This is a genomic window from Alcaligenes sp. RM2, from assembly GCF_052931795.1.
Genome location: NZ_JBRFIO010000008.1, coordinates 1 through 21,737, shown reverse-complemented (window position 1 = coordinate 21,737; position 21,737 = coordinate 1). Strand labels below are relative to the sequence as shown.

Sequence of the window (21,737 nt, the reverse complement as noted above, 5' to 3'; positions counted from 1 at the left end):
TCCACAAGGCGGCCCGACCTTGCGTATGTAATTAACCTGCCTTGCTGCACCATGCCAGCAAAACACCCTGCGCAATTATAGGGATGGAGCCTCTTTAAGGCAATCGTCAGCTTGGGTCTGCGTCGGGCGCAATATGTATGGGAATCGTGACTGGCCCATCGTTGGTCAGGCTCAATTGCATATCGGCACCAAACACGCCGCACTGGGTATCAGGCAGCCGGGTGCGGGCCATGGCTACCAGCTCGTCAAACAAGGGCTGGCTGATTGCAGGAGGCGCAGCGCGGCTGAATCCTGGACGGTTGCCCTTGCGCGTATCGGCCGCCAGGGTGAACTGGCTAACCAGTAATAGCTGACCACCGGCTTGCTGCAAGTTCAGGTTCATCTTGCCTTGCTCGTCCGAGAAAATGCGCAGGGCCAGCAATTTATCCAGCAAGCGTGTGGCTTGCTCGCGGGTGTCACCGTGCTCGGCACAGACCAGAACGGCCATGCCTGCGCCAATTTTTGCGACAGTCTGGTTTTCAATATCGACCTGGGCCTGACGTACCCGTTGAATCAAGGCAATCATATTTATTCACTAAAATCAGTGGCCGACAGATTTGGAGAACAGATTCACAATCAGCACACCCACCACAATAAAACCGATGCCAATCATAGCGGCCAAATCCAGCTTCTGCTTGAAGACCACCCAGCCAATCAAGGAAATCAGCACAATGCCCACTCCACTCCAGATGGCATAGGCCACCCCAACCGGCATGACGCGCAGACTGAGTGACAGAAAGTAGAACGCACCCGCGTAGAACATGATCGTGAAGGCGCTGGGCATCAGGCGCGTGAACTGTTCGGAGCGCTGCAGCAAGCTGGTGGCGATGATCTCGAAGAGAATCGCGATGAATAAATGCAGGTAGGCGAGGCTTACAGGGGTCATTGAAAATCAGGGTTGGAAACTGAACCAGCCAGGTAGCAGCAAGACACTGGCCCACAAGGCGGCCGATGCCCAGGATGAGATATGAAAACTCAGAGGCGACATGGCACAGGTGCCCGCAATCAAGGGGACAGTTGAGCGCAAGGGACCAACAAAGCGGCAGGCCACAATACTAAACCATCCCCAGCGTGCAAAAAAAGCCTGCGCTTTTGCATACAGATGCAAGCGCTTGCGGGCCCACTCGAAGTGGAACAGATTGCCGCCGTAACGCTGGCCCAGAAAAAACGAGATGGCATTGCCCAGGCCGGCGCCCAGTGTCACGGACAGCCAGATCGGCAGCAAGCTCATTTCCCCGGCGCCGACCAGGGCACCGACGGATAAAAGGATGGCTGTACCCGGTATGATCAGGGCCAAAAAGGGCAGGGACTCGACCAGGCACAAAGCGAAAACAGCGGGGGCCACCCATTGTGGGTTGGCGCTGATCAGGGCTGTGGCCTGTTCTGCAAAATTGCTTAGGGTGCTCAGCATATCAACCAGAAGGAAGGGACAGCATCATTGCAGTCTTTTAGTTCAGGGCAAGGCTCAGAATCAGGCGGTCCTTGTGCTGCAAACCGTCCTCAAACAGGGCCTCGTCGTAATGGTGCAGGAAATAATCGGGCTCTACCGCTATCACTCGAAAGCCGGCGCGCTGGTAGAAAAACAGGGGGTAGCCAATGGTGCCGGTGGCCACATATAAGGTTTGCCCACCTTGTTCGCGTACATAGCTAATCAGGGCAGACAGCAGCTTGGCACCCAATCCATGACCCTGGTGCGAGGGCTGAACGGCGATGTTCATCAGTTCCCAATCCTGGGCGTTCCTGCGCTGCAAAATAGCAGCCGCCACGATGCGTTCCTGATCTTTAATGCACCAGGCGTGCGGTGTGTCTTTGTAGCTTTCAATCAGACTCGTGCTGGGATCGGCTTCCAGCAGCAAAGCCATGGGCAGGCTGGAGCCATGGACCTGTTCAGCTTGTACAAAGTCGTTGCTTTGGCTCATGAGAAATCCCCGTCCACGTAAAACCATTGGCCTTGTTCAAGGACAAAACGGCTGACTTCATGCAGACGGTTCGCCCGGCCATTCAGACGGTTGCGAGCGACAAATTCCACAATCGCTTCCGTGTCGGAAACACGTTCATGACGTCGCACATCCAGGCCCAACCATTGCAAACCTTCCGGATTGGGTTCCAGCGAATGAGGGCGGGTGGAGCTATGCCAGGTGGCCAGCAGATAGTCCAGATCGTCGCGCACAAAAGCGCTGTACCGTGAGCGCATCAGGGTAGCCGCATCGGGGGCTTGCAAGTACTGCGGGCCTTGGTGCCAAGGGCCGCAACAAACTTCGTAGGTTTTGGGATTGCCGCAGGGACAGGAATTTTTTGAAGAGGAAGACTTTTTCAAGAGCGTAACTGCCAAGACCAAAGAATGGCACAAGCATACCTGAAAGCAGGTACTGGTTTATGGCGCCACCGCGACGAAAAGTAAGGATTTACAGACCAGGTTTTGCTGTAGCTGGATCGCTTGTCAGGCGGGGGCGTTCGAGGGAGTACGGGTGTTGGTAATGTCTGATTGGTTCATCGTATGGATAAAAAGTTCCAGGCCGAGCATCCAGCGTTTGGTAGCGGCGGTCCGATGCTGTGCTGCATCCTGACTTGTGATCCCTAGTGTCCCCATAAAAAAACCCGCCCGCAAAAGCGGACGGGTTAGCGGCATGCGATTCGCTGCGTCGAAGGGGCTTATTTAGCCGCGTCGATGCGCTGTTGCATACGCTGGGCGCGTTCTTTGGAGCCGGGGTGCGAGCTCATCACGCTGCTTTCGCCGCCGTCCAGAGCTGCCAGTTTTTCAAAGGCAGAAACCAGACCCTGGGTCTTGAGCTTGCGCTCGGTCAGCAGGTCAAAGGAGTAGTCGTCAGCGTCGGATTCTTGCGATTGCGAGAACTGAGCGTTCAGGAAGGCTTCGGACAGTTCGCCCAATTGGCTGGAGTTCAACTGAGCAACCACGCCGTTACCGGTGGCGGCAGCAGCGTCACGAGCAGCGGACAGGCCGTAGGCGGTTTGCATGGCTTTCTTGCTGTGGCCCAGTTCAACGTGGCCCATTTCGTGACCGATCACGCCGCGCAGTTCGTCGTCGTTCATCTTGTCCATCAGACCGGCATACACACGGATACAACCGTTAGCCATGGCCCAGGCGTTCACTTCCTGAGTCTGGTAAACCTTGAAGTTCGGTGTTTGACCGTTCAACTGTTTCGCCAATGGCTTGACGACACGTTGCAGGCGCTTGTTGTACTTGCTGTTGGGGCTGGCCACTTTGTTTTCAGCATCCATCTGCTTGCAGGACTGATCCGACAGAGCAATCACTTCCTGATCGGACAAATTGAACGCCTGGACAGCCTTGCTGCCGGCACCGACCATGCCACCCACATCCATTGTCTGACAGCCTGCAGTCAGGCCAGCGACGGCCAGCATAGCGGCCAATGCACCCATACGAAAAGTCATGGACTTCCCCTTCTACTTATATAAAGAGAAGCGATTTTAATGACTAGGCGGCGAAGGGTTCCTGTATAAAACAAACTTTAACAATTGTTGTGGGCGTATTTACAGTTTATGGAAGGCCTTGATGGGCACGATAAGCGATGTTCGCTGCATTTGTGATTAACCCTCGCCTCAGTTCCGGCTCCTACACCCATATGCATGGCCGAGAAGTTCAGGCTGATGCCAGCCTGTGCGGATTCACTGTCGGTATGGATCAAAAAGCTTTGTACGACCGGGGAAATCATCCCGTTGATGCAAACCAGATCAGCACCATGAAGCTGCCTAGCCAAGGCAGGTGGTTCAGTAAAAAGGGCAAGGAAACCAGGCTGCCAAGATAAAGTGCGGCTACAAGGTTCAAGGCTAGCGGGGCTGGCAGGCGATCCGCCAGCCGCCCCATTGGCCAGTTAACATTCCCGCCTGAACCCCCAACACCAGCGACCCGCTGATCCCCATGAAAATCAGACCAATGGCACGTCCTTGCAGGGAAGGTGGGACCAATTCTGTTGCCAGTGTTGTTGCCAGCACACAGACTACCGCGCTGGCACAAGCCATCATCACTCTTGCCAAAAATAACAGCGTAAAGGAAGGGCTGAGGGCGGCCAGGACATTGCCGAAGACGAATAGTGCCAAGGCACTCAAGTACAGGGGGCGAGGGCGCAGCCGATGTCCCAATAAAGGGACGCATGGCGCCATCAAGGCAAAACTGAGGGAGAAAACTGCCGTTAACTGTCCGGCCAGGGCCACTGAGACGCGCAGGTCCGAAGCCACATCCAGTACTAGCCCAACAATGATGTTTTCTGCTGTGCCCGTGACGAAAGTGGCCAAGGCAAACAAGAAGACGCGGGGATCCATGCTCTCTTTCCTCTGAACGTGATGACCACGCCAGAACCTTCCGTCGTGGTTAAACCAGGCGAACGGGTTTCGAGGCAGAGCTTCGGTTATCCCTGAATGAATAAAAGCCGCAGATTGTGCGACTTTGAAATACAGGTGCAGCTTGAAATGGGTGGTGCCCCCCCCGTGAGTCGAACACGGCACCAACGGATTATGAGTCCGCTGCTCTAACCAAGCATGAGCTAGAGGGGCAACAAGTCCGCAATTATTACATAAAGTCTGTGTTTGTGCCTAGCGTAGCCACGGCTAGAGCAAGAGATTCAAGCATCTGGAAGGCCAACTGTATTTGCTCGCGATTGGTAGCACCTTGTTGTGTATCCTTGGCGCACAATGAGCGCGTCTAAAACCCAGAGAATAATGATGAAAACACTTATTTTAGCTTTGACCATGACAGCTGTTCTTTCCGCCTGTGCCGTCCATACCCCCCGGGGATCGGTGATCGTGGATCCGGATGGTTACGGTGGATATGGGCAGCGTCACTGTCCACCTGGCCAGGCTAAAAAGGGCAATTGCTAAGCAAGTACCGCAGGCTGCCCCCTTATTTGCGCTGATAGCGTTTGCTGCCTGTGCTGGTTTCGCAATAGCGCCCTCCACGAGGGCCGGTGCAATAGGTTCCACTGGAGCAGGGGCAGGCGCTGCTGTATCGCAGCGCCTGTGGCCTGGACTGCGAACTTTGTCCTGCAGTGCCGGTGTATGCAGGACACGACCGCTTGCTGCCGCTGGCTGAACCATCACGGCATACAAAGACTTCCCCCTCGCAGTGGGAAATGCCGCCTTTTTTGCCTGAGCAGGGTGTATTTCTTGCTTGAGTGTGCAGAGGTAGCAATGCCATGATCAGGCATAGGAACAGCCATTTCATTCTTGTCTTACATGCCAGGGACGAATTAGTCACTTCGGATTGTAGGGGGCTGTGTTCGATTCACTGGGGGGGCACCAGAATTCAGACTGGTTTTGGATGCTTTAGTGGAGTCCGGTTGATTAATAATGATAACGACAAGAAATGATGGTGATGCTTGCCTTGTCTACGGCATAGACCAGGCGATTCGTGTCATCAATGCGTCTTGACCAAAAGCCGGACAGATTTTCTTTAAGCGCTTCAGGTTTGCCTATGCCATCGAATGGCGCACGTCGTACTTCCTCTATCAGTCTGTTGATACGCTTCAATGTCTTGCGGTCCTGGCCTTGCCAATACACATAGTCAATCCAGGCAGCGTCAGTCCAGCATAACAAACGGTCAGTCATCGCTCAGCTCGCGTGGCATGGCTTTGCCAGCACGATATTGTTCGATAGAGCGGCTCAGGTGTTCCGCATTAGCGGGGGAGCGCAGCAAATGGACGGTTTCCATCAAGCTGTTGTAGTAATCGAGTGACATGACTACAGCGTCTTCCGCATCACGACGCGTGATGATGGTGGTGCTGGCGTCATCGACTACGCTATCCAGTACAGCTTTCAAGCTGTTGCGCGCTTCTGAAAACGAGATGATTTTCATGGCAACCTCACTTGTCCAATTCACTGTACAAGTCTAATGGAAATAGAATGACTTGTACAGATTACTGTACGGGTTAAAGCCTTTGATGGAGGAAGGAGCCAGGCGCATGCAGTGAGCTTATTCTCGCCCAACCCACCCTCTTGCACTCTGCTATAAAGGACGTTTCGCCTCTTCTTTTCAGGTATTGCCATGCGAATCTTGATGCTTGCCCCCGCTTTATTGTTAGCCGCTTGCCAAACTACGGCGCCCACCGAGAAAGTCGGCAGTGAAGCCTGGCTGGAAAAGGTGGATCGCCAATTGGCTGTCTCCGATGGGCAAGGGCATGGCCCTGACTATGGCTCGCAGGAGTGGTGCAACGTGGTGCATATCCGTCTGTATGGTCAGCGCTCAGCACAGCCCGTCCCTTGTGATCAGGTCTGGATGGAAAAGGTCGATCAGGAAATGAAAAAGCGTTAAGCCGTATCATGCATGGCAGCCTGCGCTGCCAGCTTTTTACGAACGCCGATAGTATTTCCGGTGCTCCACCATGGTGCCAATGATTTCAATAGCATGCTGGTCGCTGCGAATGGAAGGATAGTCTTCGTTCAGCGGCACCAGCTCAAAGATTTCTTGCCCACCTTCATCTATGCACAAGAGCCGGTATTTCTTGAAGGTGGCTTCTTCTTCGCTGTTTTTGGCGACCACATAATCACCGGGGCGGGGCGTGAGCTCGCAATCCACAATAATCCGGTCGCCTTCCTTGAAGTCCGGCAACATGGAATCGCCCTTGATCTGCAAGGCAAAGGACCGCTCGGACAGACACAGGTCTGTCAGCAGATATTCCACTTCTTCAAACGTGAAGTTCTGACCGGGATCCCGAAACACACCTGCCTGCACATAGTTCAGCAGGGGGATACGCCGCTCGCCCATCATGGCGTCTTGCACGTTGGAGTCAAAACCGTGCTTGGCCCCAAAACCATAGCCTTGCTGATCCAGGCTATGCGCTTCCAGACCCACTTCTTTTTCTATGGCTCGCGCCACTCGTTCGCCAATGCTGCGCCCACCGTTGTAGGAGGATGACAGGTACTGGGCCAGTTGCGCCCGTGTGCGCCCAATAGAGCGCGCAAAGTCAGCCGCGTTGCCGTGAGCGCGGTCTTCAATCAGGCGTTGCAGGTTTCTGCGGCGAATCGAGTAAATATCCATACCCGACATTAAAACAAGAAAAAACTAAACATAGGTTTAGATATTTCTTTTCTTTACGTTTAGAACTATCTATACTCAATGCATGAACGCTAAACACATCATCGAAGAAATGGGCGGTCGCCGAGCCGTATTGCGTATCACGGGCTTGAGCAAAGGCCGCATATCTCAATGGGAGAAGGCGGGTGTCATACCGCGCGTCTGGCAACTGGTCTTCCATCACATGAACCCGGTGGTGCCCGCCCCAGCACCCAAAGAGAGCTCTAGAAATATCTAATCATTTACGACGGGTTTGGCTTGCAAGCCATGCCTGACAGTTCGACTGCGTCATGGGGTGACGCAGTTCTTGTGCCCTTGGGGCATTGCCTATCAATCGGATGTTCGTGGCCTGTTTGGGCCAGGGGTCCTGCTGCGCGTCATATTTTTGTAAATACATCAGAGGCGTGCGGTTTTTCAGACGGGGGTGCCATGAAAACACGTATTCACAACCATCGACACGAGTTTGCTTGTCGATGGCTCACACAGTCAGGAGCGTGCCTATGAGCAATATGCCGTGGTTTCGCGCCTATACCGAGATGGTGGACGACGAGAAGTTGCGTCTGCTGGCTTTCGAGGACAGATGGCATTACGTGGCCTTGCTCTGCCTTAAAGGGCAGGGCGTGCTAGACAGCGAAGACACGCTGATGCTGCGCAAGGTGGCCGTCAAGCTGGGCCTGGACCTGCGCACCTTGGACGATGTGGTGCGCCGCTTAAGCGAAGTGGGCCTGATCGACCAGGAAACTTTGCAGCCTCTGGCGTGGGACAAACGCCAGATGAAATCCGACAGCAGCGCGGAGCGGGTGGCGCGTTTTCGGGCCAGAAAAAAACAGGAACAAGACGGTAACGAAGGCAGTAACGCGTCCGTAACGTTACCGAAACGGCCGGGTAACGCGCTAGATAAAGAGACAGATAAAGAAGGAGATACAGATACAGAAAAAACAAACGTGCGTAGCAAGGCTCCGGCGCTGGAGTTTTCTGCCTGGCCTGCCGAACCCAGCGCAGACGTAGTGGCGGATTATCTGCGCCATCGTCGCGAGATCAAAGCGCCCTTGACGCAAACCGCCCTGAACCGCCTTGGCACCGAAGCCCACCGTGCTTTGGAAATGGGCTACAGCGTGGACGACTTTCTGGCCGAGTGCATGTTGCGTGGCTGGCGCGGGGGCAAGGCCAGCTGGCTGGAAGGACGCAACGAGCCCCGTGCAGGTCAGGCGTCGGGCTTTGATCCCCTGGCTTATGTGAACCGTCATCGGCAACGCGAGGAGATAGACGATGTCATCGATATCTGATTTTTCCAACCCCTGGCTGCTGCGTCATACCAAGCTGGAAGGCATCAGCCTGATGGACCATTTGTACAACCGGCTCAATGGCATTTATCCGAACAAGTTCCGCTCCAACTTTCGGGACAAGCAAGCCATTGAAGACTGGAAACAGGCCTGGGCCGAAGCTTTTGACGAGGAAGGTGTCTCGCCCAATGACGTGGCACTAGGCATCAAGAATTGCCGTCGCATGTTTGATTGGCCCCCCAGCTTGCCGGAGTTCTTGCGTGCGTGCCGCCCTCAACTGGAACCAGAAACCGCCTTTTTCCAGGCCGTGCGTGGCATGCAGGCACGAGTGCGAGGAGAAATGGGCGAGTGGTCACACCCGGCTATCTATCACGCAGCAATCAGCATTGGGCAGTTTGACATGCTGAATCAGGCCTACACGCAGCTGGAACAACGCTGGCACAAAGTGCTGGGAGATCACCTGGCCAAAGGACAGTGGGCAGAAATCCCGCCGCCTCGATTGGCCCTGACCTCCCCGCAAGACTGGGAGCAAGGGCGCCGGGAAGGGCAACGACGCGTGCGCGATCTGGCTCAGGTGATTTCGGGCGACACCAACAAGGACCCGCGAGTCTGGGCGAACCGGATCTTGGCCCGCCCGGAAGCGTGTTCCTTGGCTGTGCTGAAGATGGCCAAAGCAGCCTTGGGCAAGGAGTGAAACAGCCATGGATCTGACAACACGGCGTCATCAAGAGGTGCATCAGGTGGTCACAGGAGCACCTGCCCATCGCTACAGAGAACTGCTGGCTTTGCAGCGGAACGACCAGATCAGGCATTTGGTACAGCAGCCATCCTGGAGTCTGGTGCCACGGCTTTTCAGCCACCTGATACCCGCCGGCAGGATTTGCTATATCGCGGATTTTGCCTACACGGACAACAGCAGCGGCGATCGCATTGTGCAGCTAAGCGGCGATACAGAAAGCCTGCTCCAAAGCATCAAACGAATTTTGCTGACCCGGATGCACGGTATCACCGTTCATTGGGCTTGAAGGAGGAACCCACATGACAATCAAAGCAGAAAAAAAGCAGGGCCTGAGTGGTGACGACTTGCTCTGGAACTGGGCCCGTTGGTGCTGGTCCGGGCAGACCGTGGGCAATATGGAACGCTACGTTCCGTGGCAAGAGGACTTCAGGCCCATACATCAAGACCACGCTTTGGCGGTTGACGCCCTCTACCAGCGCCTGCCGCATTACCAAGCCATGGTCATCCAGGCCGAGTACCCACGCAAGAATGCTCAGTACGGCCATCTGACCGCCAGCGAGCGCCAGGCCACAGCTCGTTTGTGGATCAAGAAGGTTACGGGCGCGGTCCTTCGGGATGAGGACTACCGCCGCCATTTGATGGATTTCAGAATCACAGTCGAGAAGGAGATTTTGCGGTGAAGTATGCAGCCGAAGTCATAGACCTGTTAGCGGCCTATCCGGGACGAGAGTTCCGCATGATCCAGATTGTGCGGCACGTCAGCAAAGGCATGGAGCTGTCCACGGCCCAACGCAACGCCATGCGCGAAGGGGTCAAGCGTGTGCTGGTGCAATTGCAGGATTCAGGTCAGGTGGACAAGATCAAAGAGGGTGAAACCTCAGCCTTTTACGCCTGGCGTTGCAGTCTGCAACATGGGCCGCTATGAATCTGCAAGCGCAATTGCAATAATGGGCGTGCAAAGTTGCGTCCAATGCAAACGAAACAACCCCGAGCAAGAAATTGCTGCGGGGTTTTTTTATGCCTCGCATCAGACACCGCTTTTCTTGATGAGTCCTTTGATCACTGTGTTGGCCTGCTTGTTCAGGTCAGGAAATGTACTGCCATGAACAATGCCCAAGATGATTTTTACACGCTGATCGCCAAAGCTGCCGAGCCGTATGCGGTGCTTCGTGATCCAGTTGAGGAGGGGCAGCTCCCTGCCATGCCTTATCTGCTTTTTTCCTTGACTCAAGGCCGACCTGGCCCGAGCCATTATGGACGGGTCAATGACGCTGGTGTTCGCCGCATTAGTGTGCAGTATCAAGCTTTGGTACAAGTGCGATGTTTTGCTGCGAACAGTTGGAAGATTCTGGAGCGGCTGCATCTGAAACTGGAGTCCGAGGCGCTGCAAGCATTGAGTGAGAAGTTGAACATTGCATTGGTTCGTGCTCTCAGGTTGGAGGTCGAGCAGGATCAGACCGAGTACGGAAGAGCCCATGCACGTTTGGACCTGGATGTGATGTATACGGCCAGTCTGGACGATGAGGTGCATGTGATCGAGTTTGTGGAAGTGAAAGGGGAGCAACCGTCCCCGCTTGAGTGACCAGACAGGTCTTTTAGCAGGCCTGTTTTCATGAACGCGAGTTTTATCGCTTTAGCCACCGATCCAGGTGGTTTTTTTCTTTTTGGAGCCACCGATGGCAAAACTATCTCGGATCGCAAACGTAGATATTGCGTTGCGTACGACCGCAATCAATGAGCAATCCTTTTCCGACATGTTGATTTTGGGCAGTCACGTGCTTTCCACGGCACGCGCCATGACCATTACCGCTGCGGATGAACTGCTGGACATGGGTCTGCAAGATACGGACCCCTTGTATTGGGCCGCGCGTGATGCTTTCGCGCAGATTCCTGCCGTACGTCAAGTCTTTATTGGTCGTCGTCAGGTTGACGAACTCAAGATCTCGGTAAGTCGTGCAGTGCCTGATGCCGACTACCGTGTCCAGCTGCGCTGGCGTGGCGAACAGGGCCAACAGCTGGAGGCGCAGGTGTCGTACAAGGCGCTGGAAGCAGACACGGTAGCGGAAATTGCCTCGGGTTTGGCTAGCGCGATTGCGCAAACGGCTGCTCCTGTGACGGCTACTGCTGCTGAGGCAGTAGTGACGGTGAAAAATAAAACGGCAGGTACGGCTCTGGCTGTTCAGCCGCAAGGTAATCTGGCCATGCAGGTGGTGCCCGGCACCGAGACTGTGACTCAGGCTTTGTCCACCATCGCCAATGGGCCCTTTAATTGGTATGGCCTGGTTATTACTAGCCGCGTGATTGAGGACGTGCTGTCGGCGGCCGCCTGGACTGAATCCAACGAGAAGTTGTTTGGTACGGCATCGGCCGATGCGAGCATTCTCGATCCGGACTCGACCGATGATTTGGCCAGTCAGTTGCAGGCAAAGCAGTATTTCCGCAGCTTTGGCGTTTATAGCGCGGCAGCCGCAATTCAGTATCCTGAAGCTGCTTTGATGTCCTCCATGTTCACTTACTACCCAGGTCAGGAAACTTGGGCACTGAAAAAGCTGGCCGGCATTGCGTATGACGAGCTGAGTGAAGGCCAGGCTTTGGTGGCGCATGGCAAGAGCTTTTCCACTTTTGAGCCATTCCGCAATTTTGCAGTGACCCAAGGTGGTTTGACGGCGGCGGGTGAATGGATTGATGTTATTCGCTTGCGCGATGCGCTGGTCGAGCAGATCAAGGTGTCTGTGGTCTCGGCCATGATCAATGCAGATGGCAAGGTGGCCTTCACCGACGATGGTATCCAGATGATTGGCAATGCCATTCGTGCCCCACTGGACCTGAATGTGCGTCGCGGTGGCATTGCAACCGAAGAGCTGGACGAGAACGATCGCATTGTTCCCAGCTATACCCTGAGTCTACCGCGCAGCAGCCAGGTTCCTTTCAACGACAAGGCTAATCGTGTCTTGCGCGACGTGTACTTCACTGCTCGCCTGGCCGGTGCCATTCATGTGTCGGAAATCAAGGGCAGCTTGAGCTACGCCCTGTAATCCAGGAGATTAAGCGCCCCTTCTTGTCATAACTCCAGCCTGGCTCGATGCCAGGCTTTTTTCTTTGGGAGCCTGAAATGGCTTATGAATTGAAAAGCTACGATTCCAAGCAAGTCAAATGTGTGCTGGGCGCACATACTGTCACGGGCCCAGCCGATGACACCTTCATCAGCATTGAGCCTCAGGGTGATGGTGTCAGCAGCTCGGTAGGTGTGTATGGGGATGTATCTCGCTCGATCAGTCATGACCCGCGACACATCATCAAGATCACACTGCAACAAACCAGCCGTTCCAACGATGTGCTCTCGTCCTTGTGCGACGTGGACCGTCTCTCGGGCGGTGCCGGTGCATTTCCCATTCTGATCACGGACCTGCGTGGCAGTACGCTGTTTACCGGTACCGCCTGGGTGCAAAAGAAGGCCAACGCGACGTTTGCCAAAGGTATTGGCAGCCGTGAATGGACGCTGGAGGCGGTGGGCGGCTTTACCAACGGGGGTAACGATTGATGGCCCGCCCAGTGGAAGTGACGGTCAATGACACCATTTTTCTGATTACCCCGATGGATGCGTTTGAGGCGCTGGAGGTTTTTGGCGATTTGCAAAAAGATCTTCTACCTGCAGTGGGGGAGCTGCTGTCTCTGAGTCTGGGGGCGCAAGCGGAGCAGGCCGAAGTGTTGATGACCGGTGCCATTGAAAAATTGTCCGAAAAGCTAAGTGGCCGTCAGCTCAAGCAGTGGACGGATCGTTTGATCAACGCCGACTCCGTAGCTGTGTCGATGAATGGTCGGGACATGCGTCTGGATGCGGCGGCACGTGCGATGGCTTTCAAGGAGTTCACCGATATTCTGGAGCTGCTGTTTCATGTATTGAAGGTGAATTTTGCCTCCCCTTTAGGGCGTTGGCTCAGCCGTTCTGGTGTGGACCTGAGCCAACTGCCGGCAAGCCCGTTGGGAGCTATCAGCCAGAACTCGAAAGAGAGTTCCTGATCTGGCGGCCCGTGATGGCCAGCAAAGTCACCGTCGGCGAGATTCGCCGACGGGAGGTGCTTTTGCTGGATTTGATCAAGTTAAACCACCTTATGGACGCTGAGGCTGCTGCTTTGGAAGCAGCACGCACAGTGAATAAGTAATGACAAATGTCCGTGAAATTGTCGCGAATATGCGCAGCCTGGTGGACTTGTCCGACTTGAAGGCGTATGCGCAGTGGTATCAGCGCCTTCAGAGGGATGCGGTGGACTTTGCGAAGTTGGCCAGGCAGTCCATCGAGCAAAGTCGCGCCCTGAATGCGCTTGAGCGTGGCGCTAAAAACGCCCATCTGGCTGTGGGGAATGTGGTGCGCGGCTTTCGTGGACCTGGGGTGGGAGCTCGCTCTTTGGATCCATCACAAGCTGGCAAGCCGACAGGACCGGGTGTGGCCGGGGGAACGGTATCCGGTTCCTGGGCCGGGGTTATCAAGCAAACCATTGTCAAAAATGTGGGTCTTGATACGGTCAAGGATGTGCTTCTGGCAGGTGACCAGTTCAACCAGGTGCAGGCACAGCTCGCAATGAGTTCTCAAGGTGAACAAGAACACCTGTTTATTGACCAGCGTTTGGTTGCAGATTCCGTGCAGGCGCGCCAGCCGTTTGCGCAAAGTGCCGATTTGTTTCTGCGTATCCATCCGCTTATGCAAAGCCAAGGCAAGGGGGCCCGGGACAGCCTGAATATGGTCGCAGCAACGGGTCTGTCCTTGACGGCCAGTGGCTCTGACCCCCAACAAACCAGCGCTTTTATGGCGCAGTTTGTCAAGGATCTGGCTCAGGGAAAGCTGAGCGGGGAAGGCTTTCAGAACATGCTGGCCAATAATCGGCGTATGTTGACGTACTTGCTTGAAGGCTTGAACAAGACTAATCCTGCCCTGGGAGTCACTCGCCAGAACCTGTTTGAGTTGGCTGAGCAAGGCCTGATTACGTCTGACATGATGGTGTCTGCGCTGGGTAGCCAGTTGAACACCATGCGTGGGGACGTGGAAAAACTGCCAGCTTCCTTGGTCAACTCTTTGACTGAATTTTCGGACAAGCTGGCGCGGGTTAGCGGGGTACTGCAGCAACAGACCGGTGTGATTGATCTGTTGAGTTTCACCTTGAAAGTGTTGGGTGAACATCTTGAGCAAATTGTGCATCTGCTGCTCCTGGTTGGAGCAGCACAGGGCCTGCGCAAACTGGAAGCCGGGATGGGGGCCCTGCTAGGGAAAGGGCAGTCTGTGACCCAAATGCTGCGTGGCTTGGTCGGCGTAGCGGGGGTATTAGCCAAGGAGCTCTGGGTAGCGGTCCGTCCTTTCTTGCGCTGGATGATTATTGTGGAAGCCATCAGTCTGGTCATTCAGGATGTAATTTCCTGGTTTCAGGGGGGCGATTCTGTACTGGGTTCGATTATTGGTCGATCCGAGCAGTGGCAAGGTGAGATTGAGGCCGTTCGTGGTGCTTTAGTATGGGTCAAGGACTTGCTGGGGGGCGGAGCAGAGACTGTGGACTCCTGGATTGAAAAGTGGGGAGCGGTTCTCACCGTAGTGACTGGCCTGGTGCTGTTGATTGGTGGCATTCCGGCCTTGATCGTGACACTGGTTGTATTGATCCTGAGCTACCGCGACGAGATTGTGAGTTTTGCGAAAGATTTTTGGGACACGTTCGTGTTGGCAGCCGAGCAGACCTGGGTCGAGATCAAAGCCACATTCACCCGTATGTTCAACTGGTTTGAAGAGCAGTTTGCCAATGTGGGGGCTTTCTTTTCCTCCATGGTGCCGGAGCTGCCAAGCTGGGCCACATTGGATGGCGTCAAGAGTGTCTTGGGCTTTGAAACGGCGACTCCCGTATCCAGTACAGGGGCGGCAGGTCAGTACACCGACAATCGCACCATGACGGTGACTGTGCAGACGAAAGATCAGGCCGACAAGATTGTAGATACGGTTGGCCAGGCCGTGCAGCAGTATGGATTTGCCAACTCGAGTCAGGGTCTGAGTGCGCGTGCTCCGTATACCGAAGCCCCACCTTGAGCTTGCTTTTTCTTGCGCCCTTGATGCGCTTTATGCAGACCCGCCGCCATAGAGCGGCGTTTTTTATGGGTGCTCATCATGGCATTTGTAACCTTGTTATTTGATTTGGCTGGCAAGCAAAGCATGTTGGGGAGTATCCCTTTGGATGCGTTGCTGACAGAGGAAACTGAGCTGACCGCCAGCGTCAGCAAGTACGCGGTTGAGGATGGTTCGGTCATCTCCGACCACATTGCCCAGGAGCCGGAGACTTTGAGTCTGTCAGGGGTGATTACCGCTGCCAGTATTTACACGTTTCTGAGTGGTGGCCGATCCAAGTTGATTGCTGCCAAGGATGCCATTCGCCAGATTCATGAACGACGTCAGCCTGTCACTATCGTGACCGGGGCTGATATTTATCAGAATTACGCGATGACCAAGGCAGCGATCACTCGCAAGAATGAAGGTGAAAAGCTGGACGTGGTCTGCAACTTTCAGAAGATTGTTGTAGCCCAGCTGCGAGAGGCTGATATCCCTGCAGACAAGGTAGCGCCCTCTGTTCAAGGCAAGGCGGGCCAGACAGGGGCAGCGGGTGGGAAAGTCAGCGATACCCGGTCTCAAAGCACGCCTGCCAGCAAACTGAAAGTGCAAGGAGGGAGTGGGATATGATTGAAATTCCCTTGGCAGACCAGAACAGCTTTGTGATTGAAGCCAGTCTGGAAGGAGCCAGCTACTTTCTGAGCTTCAACTGGAACAGTGAGGCCAAAATCTGGATTTTGGGGCTGCAGGACGCCCATACAAAAAGCATTTTGAATGGTTTGGTACTGGTACCCAATACACCATTGCTGGAGCAATTTCGGCATCTGAATGTGCCCCCTGGAGAGTTTATCGTGGATGTGCAGGATGAAAAACTGCAATTGAATCGAGACTCTTTTTTGAGCGGCCAGGCCAATTTCTTTTACTTGAGTAGGCAAGAGTATGGCGCGCTTCGATAGAACGTACCGATTGTTGGTGGGCCGGCCAGGGGAGAAGGGCGTGGAAATCGCTCCGCCATTGCGCATGAAGTTTGAGGTGAGCAAGGATACCAGCGAGTCTCCGAACCAGATCAGGATCAGCGTCTGGAATTTGAGCCCGCAGACCCGTGAAGCCATTGTGGAGCCCGATAATGTGGTCACCCTTTATGCGGGTTACGGTCAGGAAGACGGGGCTTTACTTCTGGCTTATGGAACCGTGGTGCAGGGGGCAAGTAGCGTTCAGGGTGCGGAAATCGTGACCGAATTGGAGGTGCTGGATGGTTTTACCCAAATTCGAGACACCGTCGTCAGCTTGGGCTGTGGTGCTGGTGTTCGGGCCCGGCTGATCATTGAGGATATTGCCTTCCAAATGGGCTTGTCATTGGTGATGGCTGAGGATGCGCCAGATCGTGTCTGGCAAAACGGTTTCAGTTTTTACGGTGCTGCCCGCGTGGCCTTGCATAAAGTTGTGCAGGGAAGCGGCCTCGAGTACTCCATACAGAATGGCGAGTTACAAGTTATTGAGCGTTGTGGAGTAACGCCGCGCAAGGGTTTTGTTCTGTCGGCACAAAGTGGTTTGCTAGGCAATCCGGAACGGATACGGCAGAGCGCCAAAGAAAAGGCGGATAGCAAAGGCAGCGAAAGGACCAAGTCCGAACGCCAGCAGGCCGATGGTTGGCGTGTCACATCCTTGCTGTTGCCCGGCTTGAACCCTGGTGATCTGGTCAAACTGGAAAGTCGCCAGGCAGTGGATTGGTTTCGGGTAGAAAGTCTGAAGCACTCAGGGGATTGGAGTGCCTCCGGAAACTGGCATACCACGATGGAGCTGCTGGATCGGCACGCATCACCTGAAGAGGAGAGGGACAGCTCATGAATCAGCTCATTACGTCTATTTTGTCGGACATTAATGTCTGCTTGCCCGGTGTGGTACAGACCTACGACGGCAAGACCGTGACTGCAAAACCAGCTTTGCCCAAGCAATTGGCCAATGGTCAGACTTTGGCTGCACCGCTGATCGTTGCTGTACCCGTGTGTTGGCCGATTGCCGATGGGGGGCAGGCCATGATTACGGTCCCCCTGAAATCGGGTGATCCCGTTGTTTTGCATTTTTCTCAACGCAGCCTGGAGAACTGGCTATCGGGTTCAGACCAGGCTCCCGATGATCCCCGTCAATTTGATTTGAGCGATGCCTTTGCTACGCCAGTAATGCGCCCTGGCCCGGTAGCGGATACGGAAAATCTGACAGTGCAATATGGTCCTGGCTCGATGAAGCTGGCGCCGGATGGCAGTTTGACCGTGCGCGTCCCCCGTCAGCATGTTATTGCCCAGGAAACTATTTTTGATAGTCCTGTCACCGTCAACGGCTTGCTGACTTACACCGCTGGGATGGCCGGTTCTGGGGGCTCTGGCAATTCAATCAGCATCAGTGGTGGTGCCAGTTTTGAGGGGGGAACGATTATGCATGACGGCAAGAACATCGGTTCGGACCATCGTCATAGCGGGGTGCAGACCGGCGGTGGCACAACTGGAGGGCCGGTGTAATGACATGGGATCTGCAACTTAATGGCCGCCATGATTTGGCTTTGTCTTCAGAGCAGGATTTGGTTTTGATTGAGGGGGTTGGGCGGATTCGTCAGCAAATTACCATCACTTTGCTGACTTTTCTGGGCGAGTGGTTTCTGGACCAGAGCTGGGGCGTTCCCTATCTGGAAAAAATCATGGTCAAGGCTCCTAATCGGGCTGAGATTGAAAACATTGTGCGCGCCAAAGTGCGTGCCGTCCCAGGTGTGATTGCTGTGCCCATGGTGCAGATTGAGCTCAATGCCATTGCGCGCCGAGCCCGGATCACGTTGCCTGAAATTCAAACAGACGCGGGCCCGCTTACGGTCACCGTCACCCAATAGGATTCTTCAAAATGGCTGATTACGGTGTGACTCCGGAGGGGTTTGTGCGTCCGCGCCTACCTGAGGTCCGGATGGAAATCATAGAAGAGCTGCGCCGCAATTTACGTGCTCGCGGCTTGCCTGATGATATGGAAACCAGGCCGGATTCGGTAACGGGGGTGTTGATCGACACGTTTGCCGAGCGTGAAGCGGCTCTGTGGGAAATGGGAGAGGGGGTGTACTACGCCATGTATCCGGGTTCGGCCAGTGGAGCTTCCCTGGACAGGGCAGTGTCTTTTTCAGGGGTGAAGCGCTTGAAGGCAGAACGCAGCCGAGTGTATGTCGTGGCGTATGGCCTGCAAGGCACTCAAGTTCCGGCTGGTGCACAGATTCGTCACCGTAGTACGCAAACGATCTGGCGCACAACCCAGGACCTGATTATCGGTGCGGAGACCGCTGCAGATTTGCGCATTGCTCCGATTGTGCAGTCTTCGACCAGCTATTCGGTAACGGTAGATGGCACGCCCTATGTCTATACCAGTGGCATCGGGGCCACCATGGCTTCTGTCCTGGCTGGGTTGATGGTGGCTTTGGCACCCAGTGGTTTACGGATCGCCAGTGACGGCGCAACCATCCGTCTGGTTGCCGTGGCCACCTTGGCAGTCAGTGTTCAGCTAAGCAGCAACCTGTCTTTCGCAGAGCTTGGTTCGCCTGTGTTGGCAGAAACTGTGGATGCAATCGCCGAGATGGCCGCACCCGGGGACCTGGATTCGATCGTGACACTGGTTCCCGGCTGGGCGCGGGTCGTGAATTTGCAGCAAGGGGCAGTAGGACATCAGCGAGAAACAGACGCTCAGTTGCGTGCGCGCTATCGCCTGGGTGTGTTCCGGTTTGGTGCAGCTACGCTACCAAGTATCGGTCCCAACATTCTTAACGAGGTTCCCGGTATTAGTGATATCCGGGTTTTCAACAATCAAACTGATCAAATTGATACCGCCGGACGCAAGCCGCACAGTGTGCATGTGATTGTTGATGGTGGCCTTGATGATGATATTGCCCATGCGATTTATCGCTTCAAGAGCGGTGGCATTGATACCAATGGTGCAGTCACCAAAGTGCTGGACACATCGGAAGGAATCCAACTGATTCAGTTTGATCGGCCTCAGCCTGTATACGTGTGGGTGCGGGCAGTGGTGAGCTTGCTTCCGGTAGACGAGCAGGCCTTTCCGCCCGATGGTTTTGGACAGATAGAGAAAGCTATCTTGGCGACCGGGCAAGAGCACACGATTGGTCTGGATGTACGCCACCAGCGCTTCTTTTGTCTGATTTATGGCACCAAGGGCATTGCGCAGGTGGATCTGAAGCTTGCCCATTCCACCGATCCCCATTTTGTGCCTCGCCCCGCTGATTACAAGGCAGCCAATATTGAAATTGGGGATGCCCAGAAGGCGCTGTTTGATGCCAGCCGGATCGAGGTGACGTGATGAATCTGGAACAAGATCATGCCGATATTGCCTGGAAACACTTTCTGGACCAATACGGCGGCTCCTCAAGGCTGGAGTCTTTGGTGCGAGCCTTGTATGTGCCGCTTGAACATCATCAGCTCAAGGCTTTGCATGACGAGCGTTGGCTGGATGCTGCAGTGGGTCGCCAACTGGATGGCATTGGTCAGATCGTGGGGCAATCTCGCGAGATTGAAAACTCGGTTTATGTGCAGTTCTTTGGCTTTGTCGGTCAGCCAGCTACCGTTGGCTTCGATCTGGCGCGTATTCGCCGTGAACATGAAAGCGAGACATCGGGCTCCAGCAAGCTTCTGGATCCGGAGTACCGGCGAATCCTGTACTGGAAGATCGCCGTCAATAACGGACACGGCACAACCCCGGAAATTGCGGCGGCCTTGAAGACAATTTTTGATGTCTCCCAAGCGCGCATCAAAGATGTGGGTAACGCCAAGCTGAATATCTGGATCAGCGCTCTACCTGGCCCTAACAACCCGTTGATGGCTGATCCTTATCGGTGGGTACCTGCGGCAGCTGGAGTTGGGGTCCACATATTTACCGGGTCCAACGACAAACCGTTCGGCTTTACCAGCCAGGGCTTTTATGGCTTTGGCGTTGGGATGCTTGCACGAGTGATTTGACAACCAATATTGCCAACTACGCACGCGTGTTGGTAGCCACCGCCTTCGGACGGTTTTTTTATGAGGTGTGAATATGGCAGCAGTGAATTTTTATTCTGGCTTCGAGTACAAGTGGGGTCAAACTGGAGGGGTCATTGATCTGCAAGATGATCAATACAAATTGGGCTGGGCCTTTATCGGCTCGACTCCGCCTTCCGTTGAGCAGTTCAACAAACTGCAGCAACTGAACGATGAAAAATTTGCCTGGTTGTGGGGACAGTTCAAGTCAGCTGCCAGTGCGCGCAAGGTCACACTCGGTGCTAATGATCTGCTGGGGCTGAACAAACTTCTGACGGCGGCAACGCCTGATGCGAGCGTGACGGTCAAGGGTATGACAGCCTACGCTAGTGATGCAGAGGCCGCTGCCCGGACGATCAAGACCAAGGCACTGACTCCTTACGGTCTGGGCCTGAACCTGCAGTCCTCGGCTCGTGATACTACCGCCGGAAAAATTCTGACGGTAGGTGCATTTGGCCTGGGCAGAGCGGGCGCTGATACAACGACGGATGCTTGGCCGGCGGAAAATCTGAGTACGCTGGAGGTAGGAGCTGGCATGTATTACGTGCCTAATGCGCAAGGAGCCGCCAGCAACTTGCCAGCCGGTGTGACTAATCAAGGGGTGGTGTTTCACCGTCAGTCGGGTTCCGGTGGTGGCCAGCTCTATGCGTCTTTTGATGGTGAGCTGGCTTGGCGCGGTCGCCGATCCGGAGAGTACACCGCATGGAACCGGGCGCTGGCTGTTGGGGATTATGGCTTGGGCGCAGGCACTGTCAATCCGGCTAATGGCCGAGACAGTGTCAACCCATTTGGGTGGTACTACCAGAACCGTGCTACGACTTGGGGCGGAGGCTCGTTCTTTCTGGATATGCCTTATGGCACGTCCTTGAATGCAGGCTTGCGCCTGTCCACCGATCCTTACACTGATAATTTTTATCTAAACGGTGGAGTGTCGGGTAAGAAGGAATATCGTGCCGCGTGCAAAATCTGGCACGACAAAAACTTTGACCCCGACTCCAAGGCCGATAAATCAGCCTCTATTCCTACGTTTGCCACTGCACCCAAGACTAACGAAGGTCCAGTGATTTACGCAATTGACCGCCAGCAGCTTTTGCAATGGCAAACCATCGGTTCGTTTACCGGTTACGCCAGCCTGAACGTTGGTCGTTTCGTGTGGGGGACATCAAGGGATGCCCGTGCCGATGAAGTGGATGCAATTGGGCAGGTTGTTGCTCCAACCAATACACGCTTTGTGGCCCTGGTCGCCTGGGCAGAGGCAAACGGTCACGTTGTTGCTCCCGGCGACTGGAGGAAGGGAGCGTTTGTGTTTTCCAGAGTCTCTGCAGGCAGTTTCCGTCTACCTGATTTGCGTGATCAATTCATCCGCGCAACCGGAACTGACGCTGACACTGCAAATGCGAGACTGTTAGGAAGTAGCCAAAATGACGCAGTAGAGCGCATAGTAGGCTCAATGAGACTCGCTGAAATGATCGGGGGGGTTCCCTCTACTGGAGTATTT

Annotated in this window: 30 protein-coding genes, 1 tRNA gene and 1 pseudogene; 21 read left to right on the top strand and 11 right to left on the bottom strand. The window is 54.7% G+C overall.

Annotated elements, in window-relative coordinates; all coding sequences use genetic code 11:
• Positions 1-106: 106 nt before the first annotated feature.
• The 6 genes from dtd to loiP form a co-directional block, all read right to left on the bottom strand.
• Entirely contained in the window at positions 107-565 is a 459-nt protein-coding gene (gene dtd, locus ACU6HM_RS18385) for a D-aminoacyl-tRNA deacylase (protein WP_009459465.1), read from the bottom strand.
• Positions 566-580: 15 nt separating this feature from the next.
• On the bottom strand, positions 581-925 hold the full coding sequence (locus ACU6HM_RS18380; RefSeq protein ID WP_009459464.1) for a DMT family transporter: 345 nt from the start codon (positions 923-925) through the stop codon (positions 581-583).
• Positions 926-931: 6 nt separating this feature from the next.
• Complete coding sequence (locus ACU6HM_RS18375; protein WP_009459463.1) at positions 932-1,450, bottom strand: DedA family protein; 519 nt, start codon at positions 1,448-1,450, stop codon at positions 932-934.
• A gap of 37 nt (positions 1,451-1,487) precedes the next feature.
• Positions 1,488-1,958 carry a GNAT family N-acetyltransferase gene (locus tag ACU6HM_RS18370; RefSeq protein ID WP_446764174.1) on the bottom strand — a complete coding sequence of 157 codons (471 nt, stop codon included), beginning with the start codon at positions 1,956-1,958 and terminating at the stop codon, positions 1,488-1,490.
• On the bottom strand, positions 1,955-2,356 hold the full coding sequence (locus ACU6HM_RS18365) for a YchJ family protein (protein WP_009459461.1): 402 nt from the start codon (positions 2,354-2,356) through the stop codon (positions 1,955-1,957). The genes ACU6HM_RS18370 and ACU6HM_RS18365 overlap by 4 nt, the downstream gene beginning before the upstream one ends.
• A gap of 335 nt (positions 2,357-2,691) precedes the next feature.
• Complete coding sequence (loiP, locus tag ACU6HM_RS18360; RefSeq protein WP_009459460.1) at positions 2,692-3,450, bottom strand: metalloprotease LoiP; 759 nt, start codon at positions 3,448-3,450, stop codon at positions 2,692-2,694.
• A 137-nt stretch (positions 3,451-3,587) separates the two neighbouring features.
• On the opposite strand from loiP, the gene ACU6HM_RS18355 reads away from it, so the two are divergent.
• On the top strand, positions 3,588-3,824 hold the full coding sequence (locus ACU6HM_RS18355) for a hypothetical protein (protein WP_254499498.1): 237 nt from the start codon (positions 3,588-3,590) through the stop codon (positions 3,822-3,824).
• A gap of 22 nt (positions 3,825-3,846) precedes the next feature.
• Here ACU6HM_RS18355 and ACU6HM_RS18350 read toward each other — a convergent pair whose 3' ends face one another.
• The 4 genes from ACU6HM_RS18350 to ACU6HM_RS18335 all read right to left on the bottom strand — a co-directional run bounded on the left by ACU6HM_RS18350 (position 3,847) and on the right by ACU6HM_RS18335 (position 5,866).
• A complete protein-coding gene (locus ACU6HM_RS18350) occupies positions 3,847-4,338 on the bottom strand; it encodes an MFS transporter (RefSeq protein WP_446764173.1) in 492 nt (163 codons plus the stop codon).
• A 152-nt stretch (positions 4,339-4,490) separates the two neighbouring features.
• Positions 4,491-4,569: transfer RNA gene (locus ACU6HM_RS18345), tRNA-Ile, on the bottom strand.
• A gap of 786 nt (positions 4,570-5,355) precedes the next feature.
• The gene (locus ACU6HM_RS18340) at positions 5,356-5,619 is read right to left on the bottom strand and encodes a Txe/YoeB family addiction module toxin (protein ID WP_009459444.1); all 264 of its coding nucleotides are present in this window, start codon (positions 5,617-5,619) and stop codon (positions 5,356-5,358) included.
• Positions 5,612-5,866 carry a type II toxin-antitoxin system Phd/YefM family antitoxin gene (locus ACU6HM_RS18335; protein ID WP_009459443.1) on the bottom strand — a complete coding sequence of 85 codons (255 nt, stop codon included), beginning with the start codon at positions 5,864-5,866 and terminating at the stop codon, positions 5,612-5,614. Before ACU6HM_RS18335 ends, ACU6HM_RS18340 begins: the two co-directional genes overlap by 8 nt.
• Before the next feature lie 189 nt (positions 5,867-6,055).
• Here ACU6HM_RS18335 and ACU6HM_RS18330 point away from each other — a divergent pair, with 189 nt between their 5' ends.
• The gene (locus ACU6HM_RS18330; protein WP_446764172.1) at positions 6,056-6,322 is read left to right on the top strand and encodes a hypothetical protein; all 267 of its coding nucleotides are present in this window, start codon (positions 6,056-6,058) and stop codon (positions 6,320-6,322) included.
• A 36-nt stretch (positions 6,323-6,358) separates the two neighbouring features.
• Here ACU6HM_RS18330 and ACU6HM_RS18325 read toward each other — a convergent pair whose 3' ends face one another.
• The gene (locus ACU6HM_RS18325; protein WP_009459439.1) at positions 6,359-7,048 is read right to left on the bottom strand and encodes a LexA family protein; all 690 of its coding nucleotides are present in this window, start codon (positions 7,046-7,048) and stop codon (positions 6,359-6,361) included.
• Positions 7,049-7,130: 82 nt separating this feature from the next.
• Between ACU6HM_RS18325 and ACU6HM_RS18320 the strand changes: the two genes are divergently transcribed.
• The 19 genes and pseudogenes from ACU6HM_RS18320 to ACU6HM_RS18230 all read left to right on the top strand — a co-directional run.
• Positions 7,131-7,322 (top strand): hypothetical protein, encoded by a 192-nt coding sequence (locus ACU6HM_RS18320; protein WP_094196318.1) that lies wholly within the window; start codon positions 7,131-7,133, stop codon positions 7,320-7,322.
• A 262-nt stretch (positions 7,323-7,584) separates the two neighbouring features.
• Positions 7,585-8,370 carry a hypothetical protein gene (locus tag ACU6HM_RS18315; RefSeq protein WP_250757008.1) on the top strand — a complete coding sequence of 262 codons (786 nt, stop codon included), beginning with the start codon at positions 7,585-7,587 and terminating at the stop codon, positions 8,368-8,370.
• A complete protein-coding gene (locus tag ACU6HM_RS18310; RefSeq protein ID WP_254002993.1) occupies positions 8,354-9,061 on the top strand; it encodes a replication protein P in 708 nt (235 codons plus the stop codon). Before ACU6HM_RS18315 ends, ACU6HM_RS18310 begins: the two co-directional genes overlap by 17 nt.
• Before the next feature lie 7 nt (positions 9,062-9,068).
• Positions 9,069-9,392 carry a hypothetical protein gene (locus ACU6HM_RS18305; protein ID WP_369326629.1) on the top strand — a complete coding sequence of 108 codons (324 nt, stop codon included), beginning with the start codon at positions 9,069-9,071 and terminating at the stop codon, positions 9,390-9,392.
• A 13-nt stretch (positions 9,393-9,405) separates the two neighbouring features.
• Positions 9,406-9,786 carry a hypothetical protein gene (locus ACU6HM_RS18300; RefSeq protein WP_021446766.1) on the top strand — a complete coding sequence of 127 codons (381 nt, stop codon included), beginning with the start codon at positions 9,406-9,408 and terminating at the stop codon, positions 9,784-9,786.
• Positions 9,783-10,031 carry a hypothetical protein gene (locus ACU6HM_RS18295; protein ID WP_009459904.1) on the top strand — a complete coding sequence of 83 codons (249 nt, stop codon included), beginning with the start codon at positions 9,783-9,785 and terminating at the stop codon, positions 10,029-10,031. Before ACU6HM_RS18300 ends, ACU6HM_RS18295 begins: the two co-directional genes overlap by 4 nt.
• A 177-nt stretch (positions 10,032-10,208) precedes the next feature.
• Positions 10,209-10,688 (top strand): phage neck terminator protein, encoded by a 480-nt coding sequence (locus tag ACU6HM_RS18290; RefSeq protein ID WP_446764171.1) that lies wholly within the window; start codon positions 10,209-10,211, stop codon positions 10,686-10,688.
• A 94-nt stretch (positions 10,689-10,782) separates the two neighbouring features.
• Positions 10,783-12,141, top strand: coding sequence for a DUF3383 family protein (locus ACU6HM_RS18285; protein ID WP_254499494.1), 1,359 nt, complete (start codon positions 10,783-10,785; stop codon positions 12,139-12,141).
• A gap of 77 nt (positions 12,142-12,218) precedes the next feature.
• Entirely contained in the window at positions 12,219-12,647 is a 429-nt protein-coding gene (locus ACU6HM_RS18280) for a phage structural protein (protein WP_247965634.1), read from the top strand.
• Positions 12,647-13,126, top strand: a complete 480-nt coding sequence (locus ACU6HM_RS18275) for a phage tail assembly chaperone (RefSeq protein ID WP_254499493.1) — start codon at positions 12,647-12,649, stop codon at positions 13,124-13,126. The genes ACU6HM_RS18280 and ACU6HM_RS18275 overlap by 1 nt, the downstream gene beginning before the upstream one ends.
• 142 nt (positions 13,127-13,268) lie before the next feature.
• A complete protein-coding gene (locus ACU6HM_RS18270; RefSeq protein WP_446764170.1) occupies positions 13,269-15,170 on the top strand; it encodes a tape measure protein in 1,902 nt (633 codons plus the stop codon).
• Positions 15,171-15,248: 78 nt separating this feature from the next.
• Positions 15,249-15,815, top strand: a complete 567-nt coding sequence (locus tag ACU6HM_RS18265) for a phage baseplate protein (RefSeq protein ID WP_446764169.1) — start codon at positions 15,249-15,251, stop codon at positions 15,813-15,815.
• The gene (locus tag ACU6HM_RS18260) at positions 15,812-16,141 is read left to right on the top strand and encodes a phage baseplate plug family protein (protein ID WP_247965630.1); all 330 of its coding nucleotides are present in this window, start codon (positions 15,812-15,814) and stop codon (positions 16,139-16,141) included. Before ACU6HM_RS18265 ends, ACU6HM_RS18260 begins: the two co-directional genes overlap by 4 nt.
• Positions 16,142-16,181: 40 nt before the next feature.
• Positions 16,182-17,033 carry a phage protein gene (locus tag ACU6HM_RS18255; RefSeq protein WP_446764168.1) on the top strand — a complete coding sequence of 284 codons (852 nt, stop codon included), beginning with the start codon at positions 16,182-16,184 and terminating at the stop codon, positions 17,031-17,033.
• Positions 17,030-17,701 (top strand): Gp138 family membrane-puncturing spike protein, encoded by a 672-nt coding sequence (locus ACU6HM_RS18250; protein WP_446764167.1) that lies wholly within the window; start codon positions 17,030-17,032, stop codon positions 17,699-17,701. Before ACU6HM_RS18255 ends, ACU6HM_RS18250 begins: the two co-directional genes overlap by 4 nt.
• Positions 17,701-18,063: a hypothetical protein gene (locus tag ACU6HM_RS18245; protein ID WP_254499481.1), complete on the top strand. Its 363-nt coding sequence runs from the start codon at positions 17,701-17,703 to the stop codon at positions 18,061-18,063. Before ACU6HM_RS18250 ends, ACU6HM_RS18245 begins: the two co-directional genes overlap by 1 nt.
• A gap of 71 nt (positions 18,064-18,134) precedes the next feature.
• The gene (locus ACU6HM_RS18240) at positions 18,135-19,526 is read left to right on the top strand and encodes a baseplate J/gp47 family protein (RefSeq protein ID WP_446764166.1); all 1,392 of its coding nucleotides are present in this window, start codon (positions 18,135-18,137) and stop codon (positions 19,524-19,526) included.
• Complete coding sequence (locus tag ACU6HM_RS18235) at positions 19,526-20,182, top strand: DUF2612 domain-containing protein (RefSeq protein ID WP_446764165.1); 657 nt, start codon at positions 19,526-19,528, stop codon at positions 20,180-20,182. Before ACU6HM_RS18240 ends, ACU6HM_RS18235 begins: the two co-directional genes overlap by 1 nt.
• A gap of 73 nt (positions 20,183-20,255) precedes the next feature.
• Positions 20,256-21,737 (top strand): annotated as a pseudogene (locus ACU6HM_RS18230) (hypothetical protein); the annotation flags it as partial.

Coding starts and splice junctions, on each gene's coding strand:
- ACU6HM_RS18380 (WP_009459464.1), bottom strand. CDS start 925: ATGACCCCTGTAAGCCTCGCCTACCTGCATTTATTCATCGCGATTCTC.
- ACU6HM_RS18330 (WP_446764172.1), top strand. CDS start 6,056: ATGCGAATCTTGATGCTTGCCCCCGCTTTATTGTTAGCCGCTTGCCAA.
- ACU6HM_RS18260 (WP_247965630.1), top strand. CDS start 15,812: ATGATTGAAATTCCCTTGGCAGACCAGAACAGCTTTGTGATTGAAGCC.
- ACU6HM_RS18275 (WP_254499493.1), top strand. CDS start 12,647: ATGGCCCGCCCAGTGGAAGTGACGGTCAATGACACCATTTTTCTGATT.
- ACU6HM_RS18245 (WP_254499481.1), top strand. CDS start 17,701: ATGACATGGGATCTGCAACTTAATGGCCGCCATGATTTGGCTTTGTCT.
- ACU6HM_RS18370 (WP_446764174.1), bottom strand. CDS start 1,958: ATGAGCCAAAGCAACGACTTTGTACAAGCTGAACAGGTCCATGGCTCC.
- ACU6HM_RS18280 (WP_247965634.1), top strand. CDS start 12,219: ATGGCTTATGAATTGAAAAGCTACGATTCCAAGCAAGTCAAATGTGTG.
- ACU6HM_RS18250 (WP_446764167.1), top strand. CDS start 17,030: ATGAATCAGCTCATTACGTCTATTTTGTCGGACATTAATGTCTGCTTG.
- ACU6HM_RS18240 (WP_446764166.1), top strand. CDS start 18,135: ATGGAAATCATAGAAGAGCTGCGCCGCAATTTACGTGCTCGCGGCTTG.
- ACU6HM_RS18265 (WP_446764169.1), top strand. CDS start 15,249: ATGGCATTTGTAACCTTGTTATTTGATTTGGCTGGCAAGCAAAGCATG.
- ACU6HM_RS18315 (WP_250757008.1), top strand. CDS start 7,585: ATGAGCAATATGCCGTGGTTTCGCGCCTATACCGAGATGGTGGACGAC.
- ACU6HM_RS18235 (WP_446764165.1), top strand. CDS start 19,526: ATGAATCTGGAACAAGATCATGCCGATATTGCCTGGAAACACTTTCTG.
- ACU6HM_RS18355 (WP_254499498.1), top strand. CDS start 3,588: ATGTTCGCTGCATTTGTGATTAACCCTCGCCTCAGTTCCGGCTCCTAC.
- ACU6HM_RS18325 (WP_009459439.1), bottom strand. CDS start 7,048: ATGGATATTTACTCGATTCGCCGCAGAAACCTGCAACGCCTGATTGAA.
- dtd (WP_009459465.1), bottom strand. CDS start 565: ATGATTGCCTTGATTCAACGGGTACGTCAGGCCCAGGTCGATATTGAA.
- ACU6HM_RS18305 (WP_369326629.1), top strand. CDS start 9,069: ATGGATCTGACAACACGGCGTCATCAAGAGGTGCATCAGGTGGTCACA.
- ACU6HM_RS18270 (WP_446764170.1), top strand. CDS start 13,269: ATGACAAATGTCCGTGAAATTGTCGCGAATATGCGCAGCCTGGTGGAC.
- ACU6HM_RS18335 (WP_009459443.1), bottom strand. CDS start 5,866: ATGAAAATCATCTCGTTTTCAGAAGCGCGCAACAGCTTGAAAGCTGTA.
- ACU6HM_RS18310 (WP_254002993.1), top strand. CDS start 8,354: ATGTCATCGATATCTGATTTTTCCAACCCCTGGCTGCTGCGTCATACC.
- loiP (WP_009459460.1), bottom strand. CDS start 3,450: ATGACTTTTCGTATGGGTGCATTGGCCGCTATGCTGGCCGTCGCTGGC.
- ACU6HM_RS18320 (WP_094196318.1), top strand. CDS start 7,131: ATGAACGCTAAACACATCATCGAAGAAATGGGCGGTCGCCGAGCCGTA.
- ACU6HM_RS18340 (WP_009459444.1), bottom strand. CDS start 5,619: ATGACTGACCGTTTGTTATGCTGGACTGACGCTGCCTGGATTGACTAT.
- ACU6HM_RS18285 (WP_254499494.1), top strand. CDS start 10,783: ATGGCAAAACTATCTCGGATCGCAAACGTAGATATTGCGTTGCGTACG.
- ACU6HM_RS18375 (WP_009459463.1), bottom strand. CDS start 1,450: ATGCTGAGCACCCTAAGCAATTTTGCAGAACAGGCCACAGCCCTGATC.
- ACU6HM_RS18350 (WP_446764173.1), bottom strand. CDS start 4,338: ATGGATCCCCGCGTCTTCTTGTTTGCCTTGGCCACTTTCGTCACGGGC.
- ACU6HM_RS18290 (WP_446764171.1), top strand. CDS start 10,209: ATGAACAATGCCCAAGATGATTTTTACACGCTGATCGCCAAAGCTGCC.
- ACU6HM_RS18300 (WP_021446766.1), top strand. CDS start 9,406: ATGACAATCAAAGCAGAAAAAAAGCAGGGCCTGAGTGGTGACGACTTG.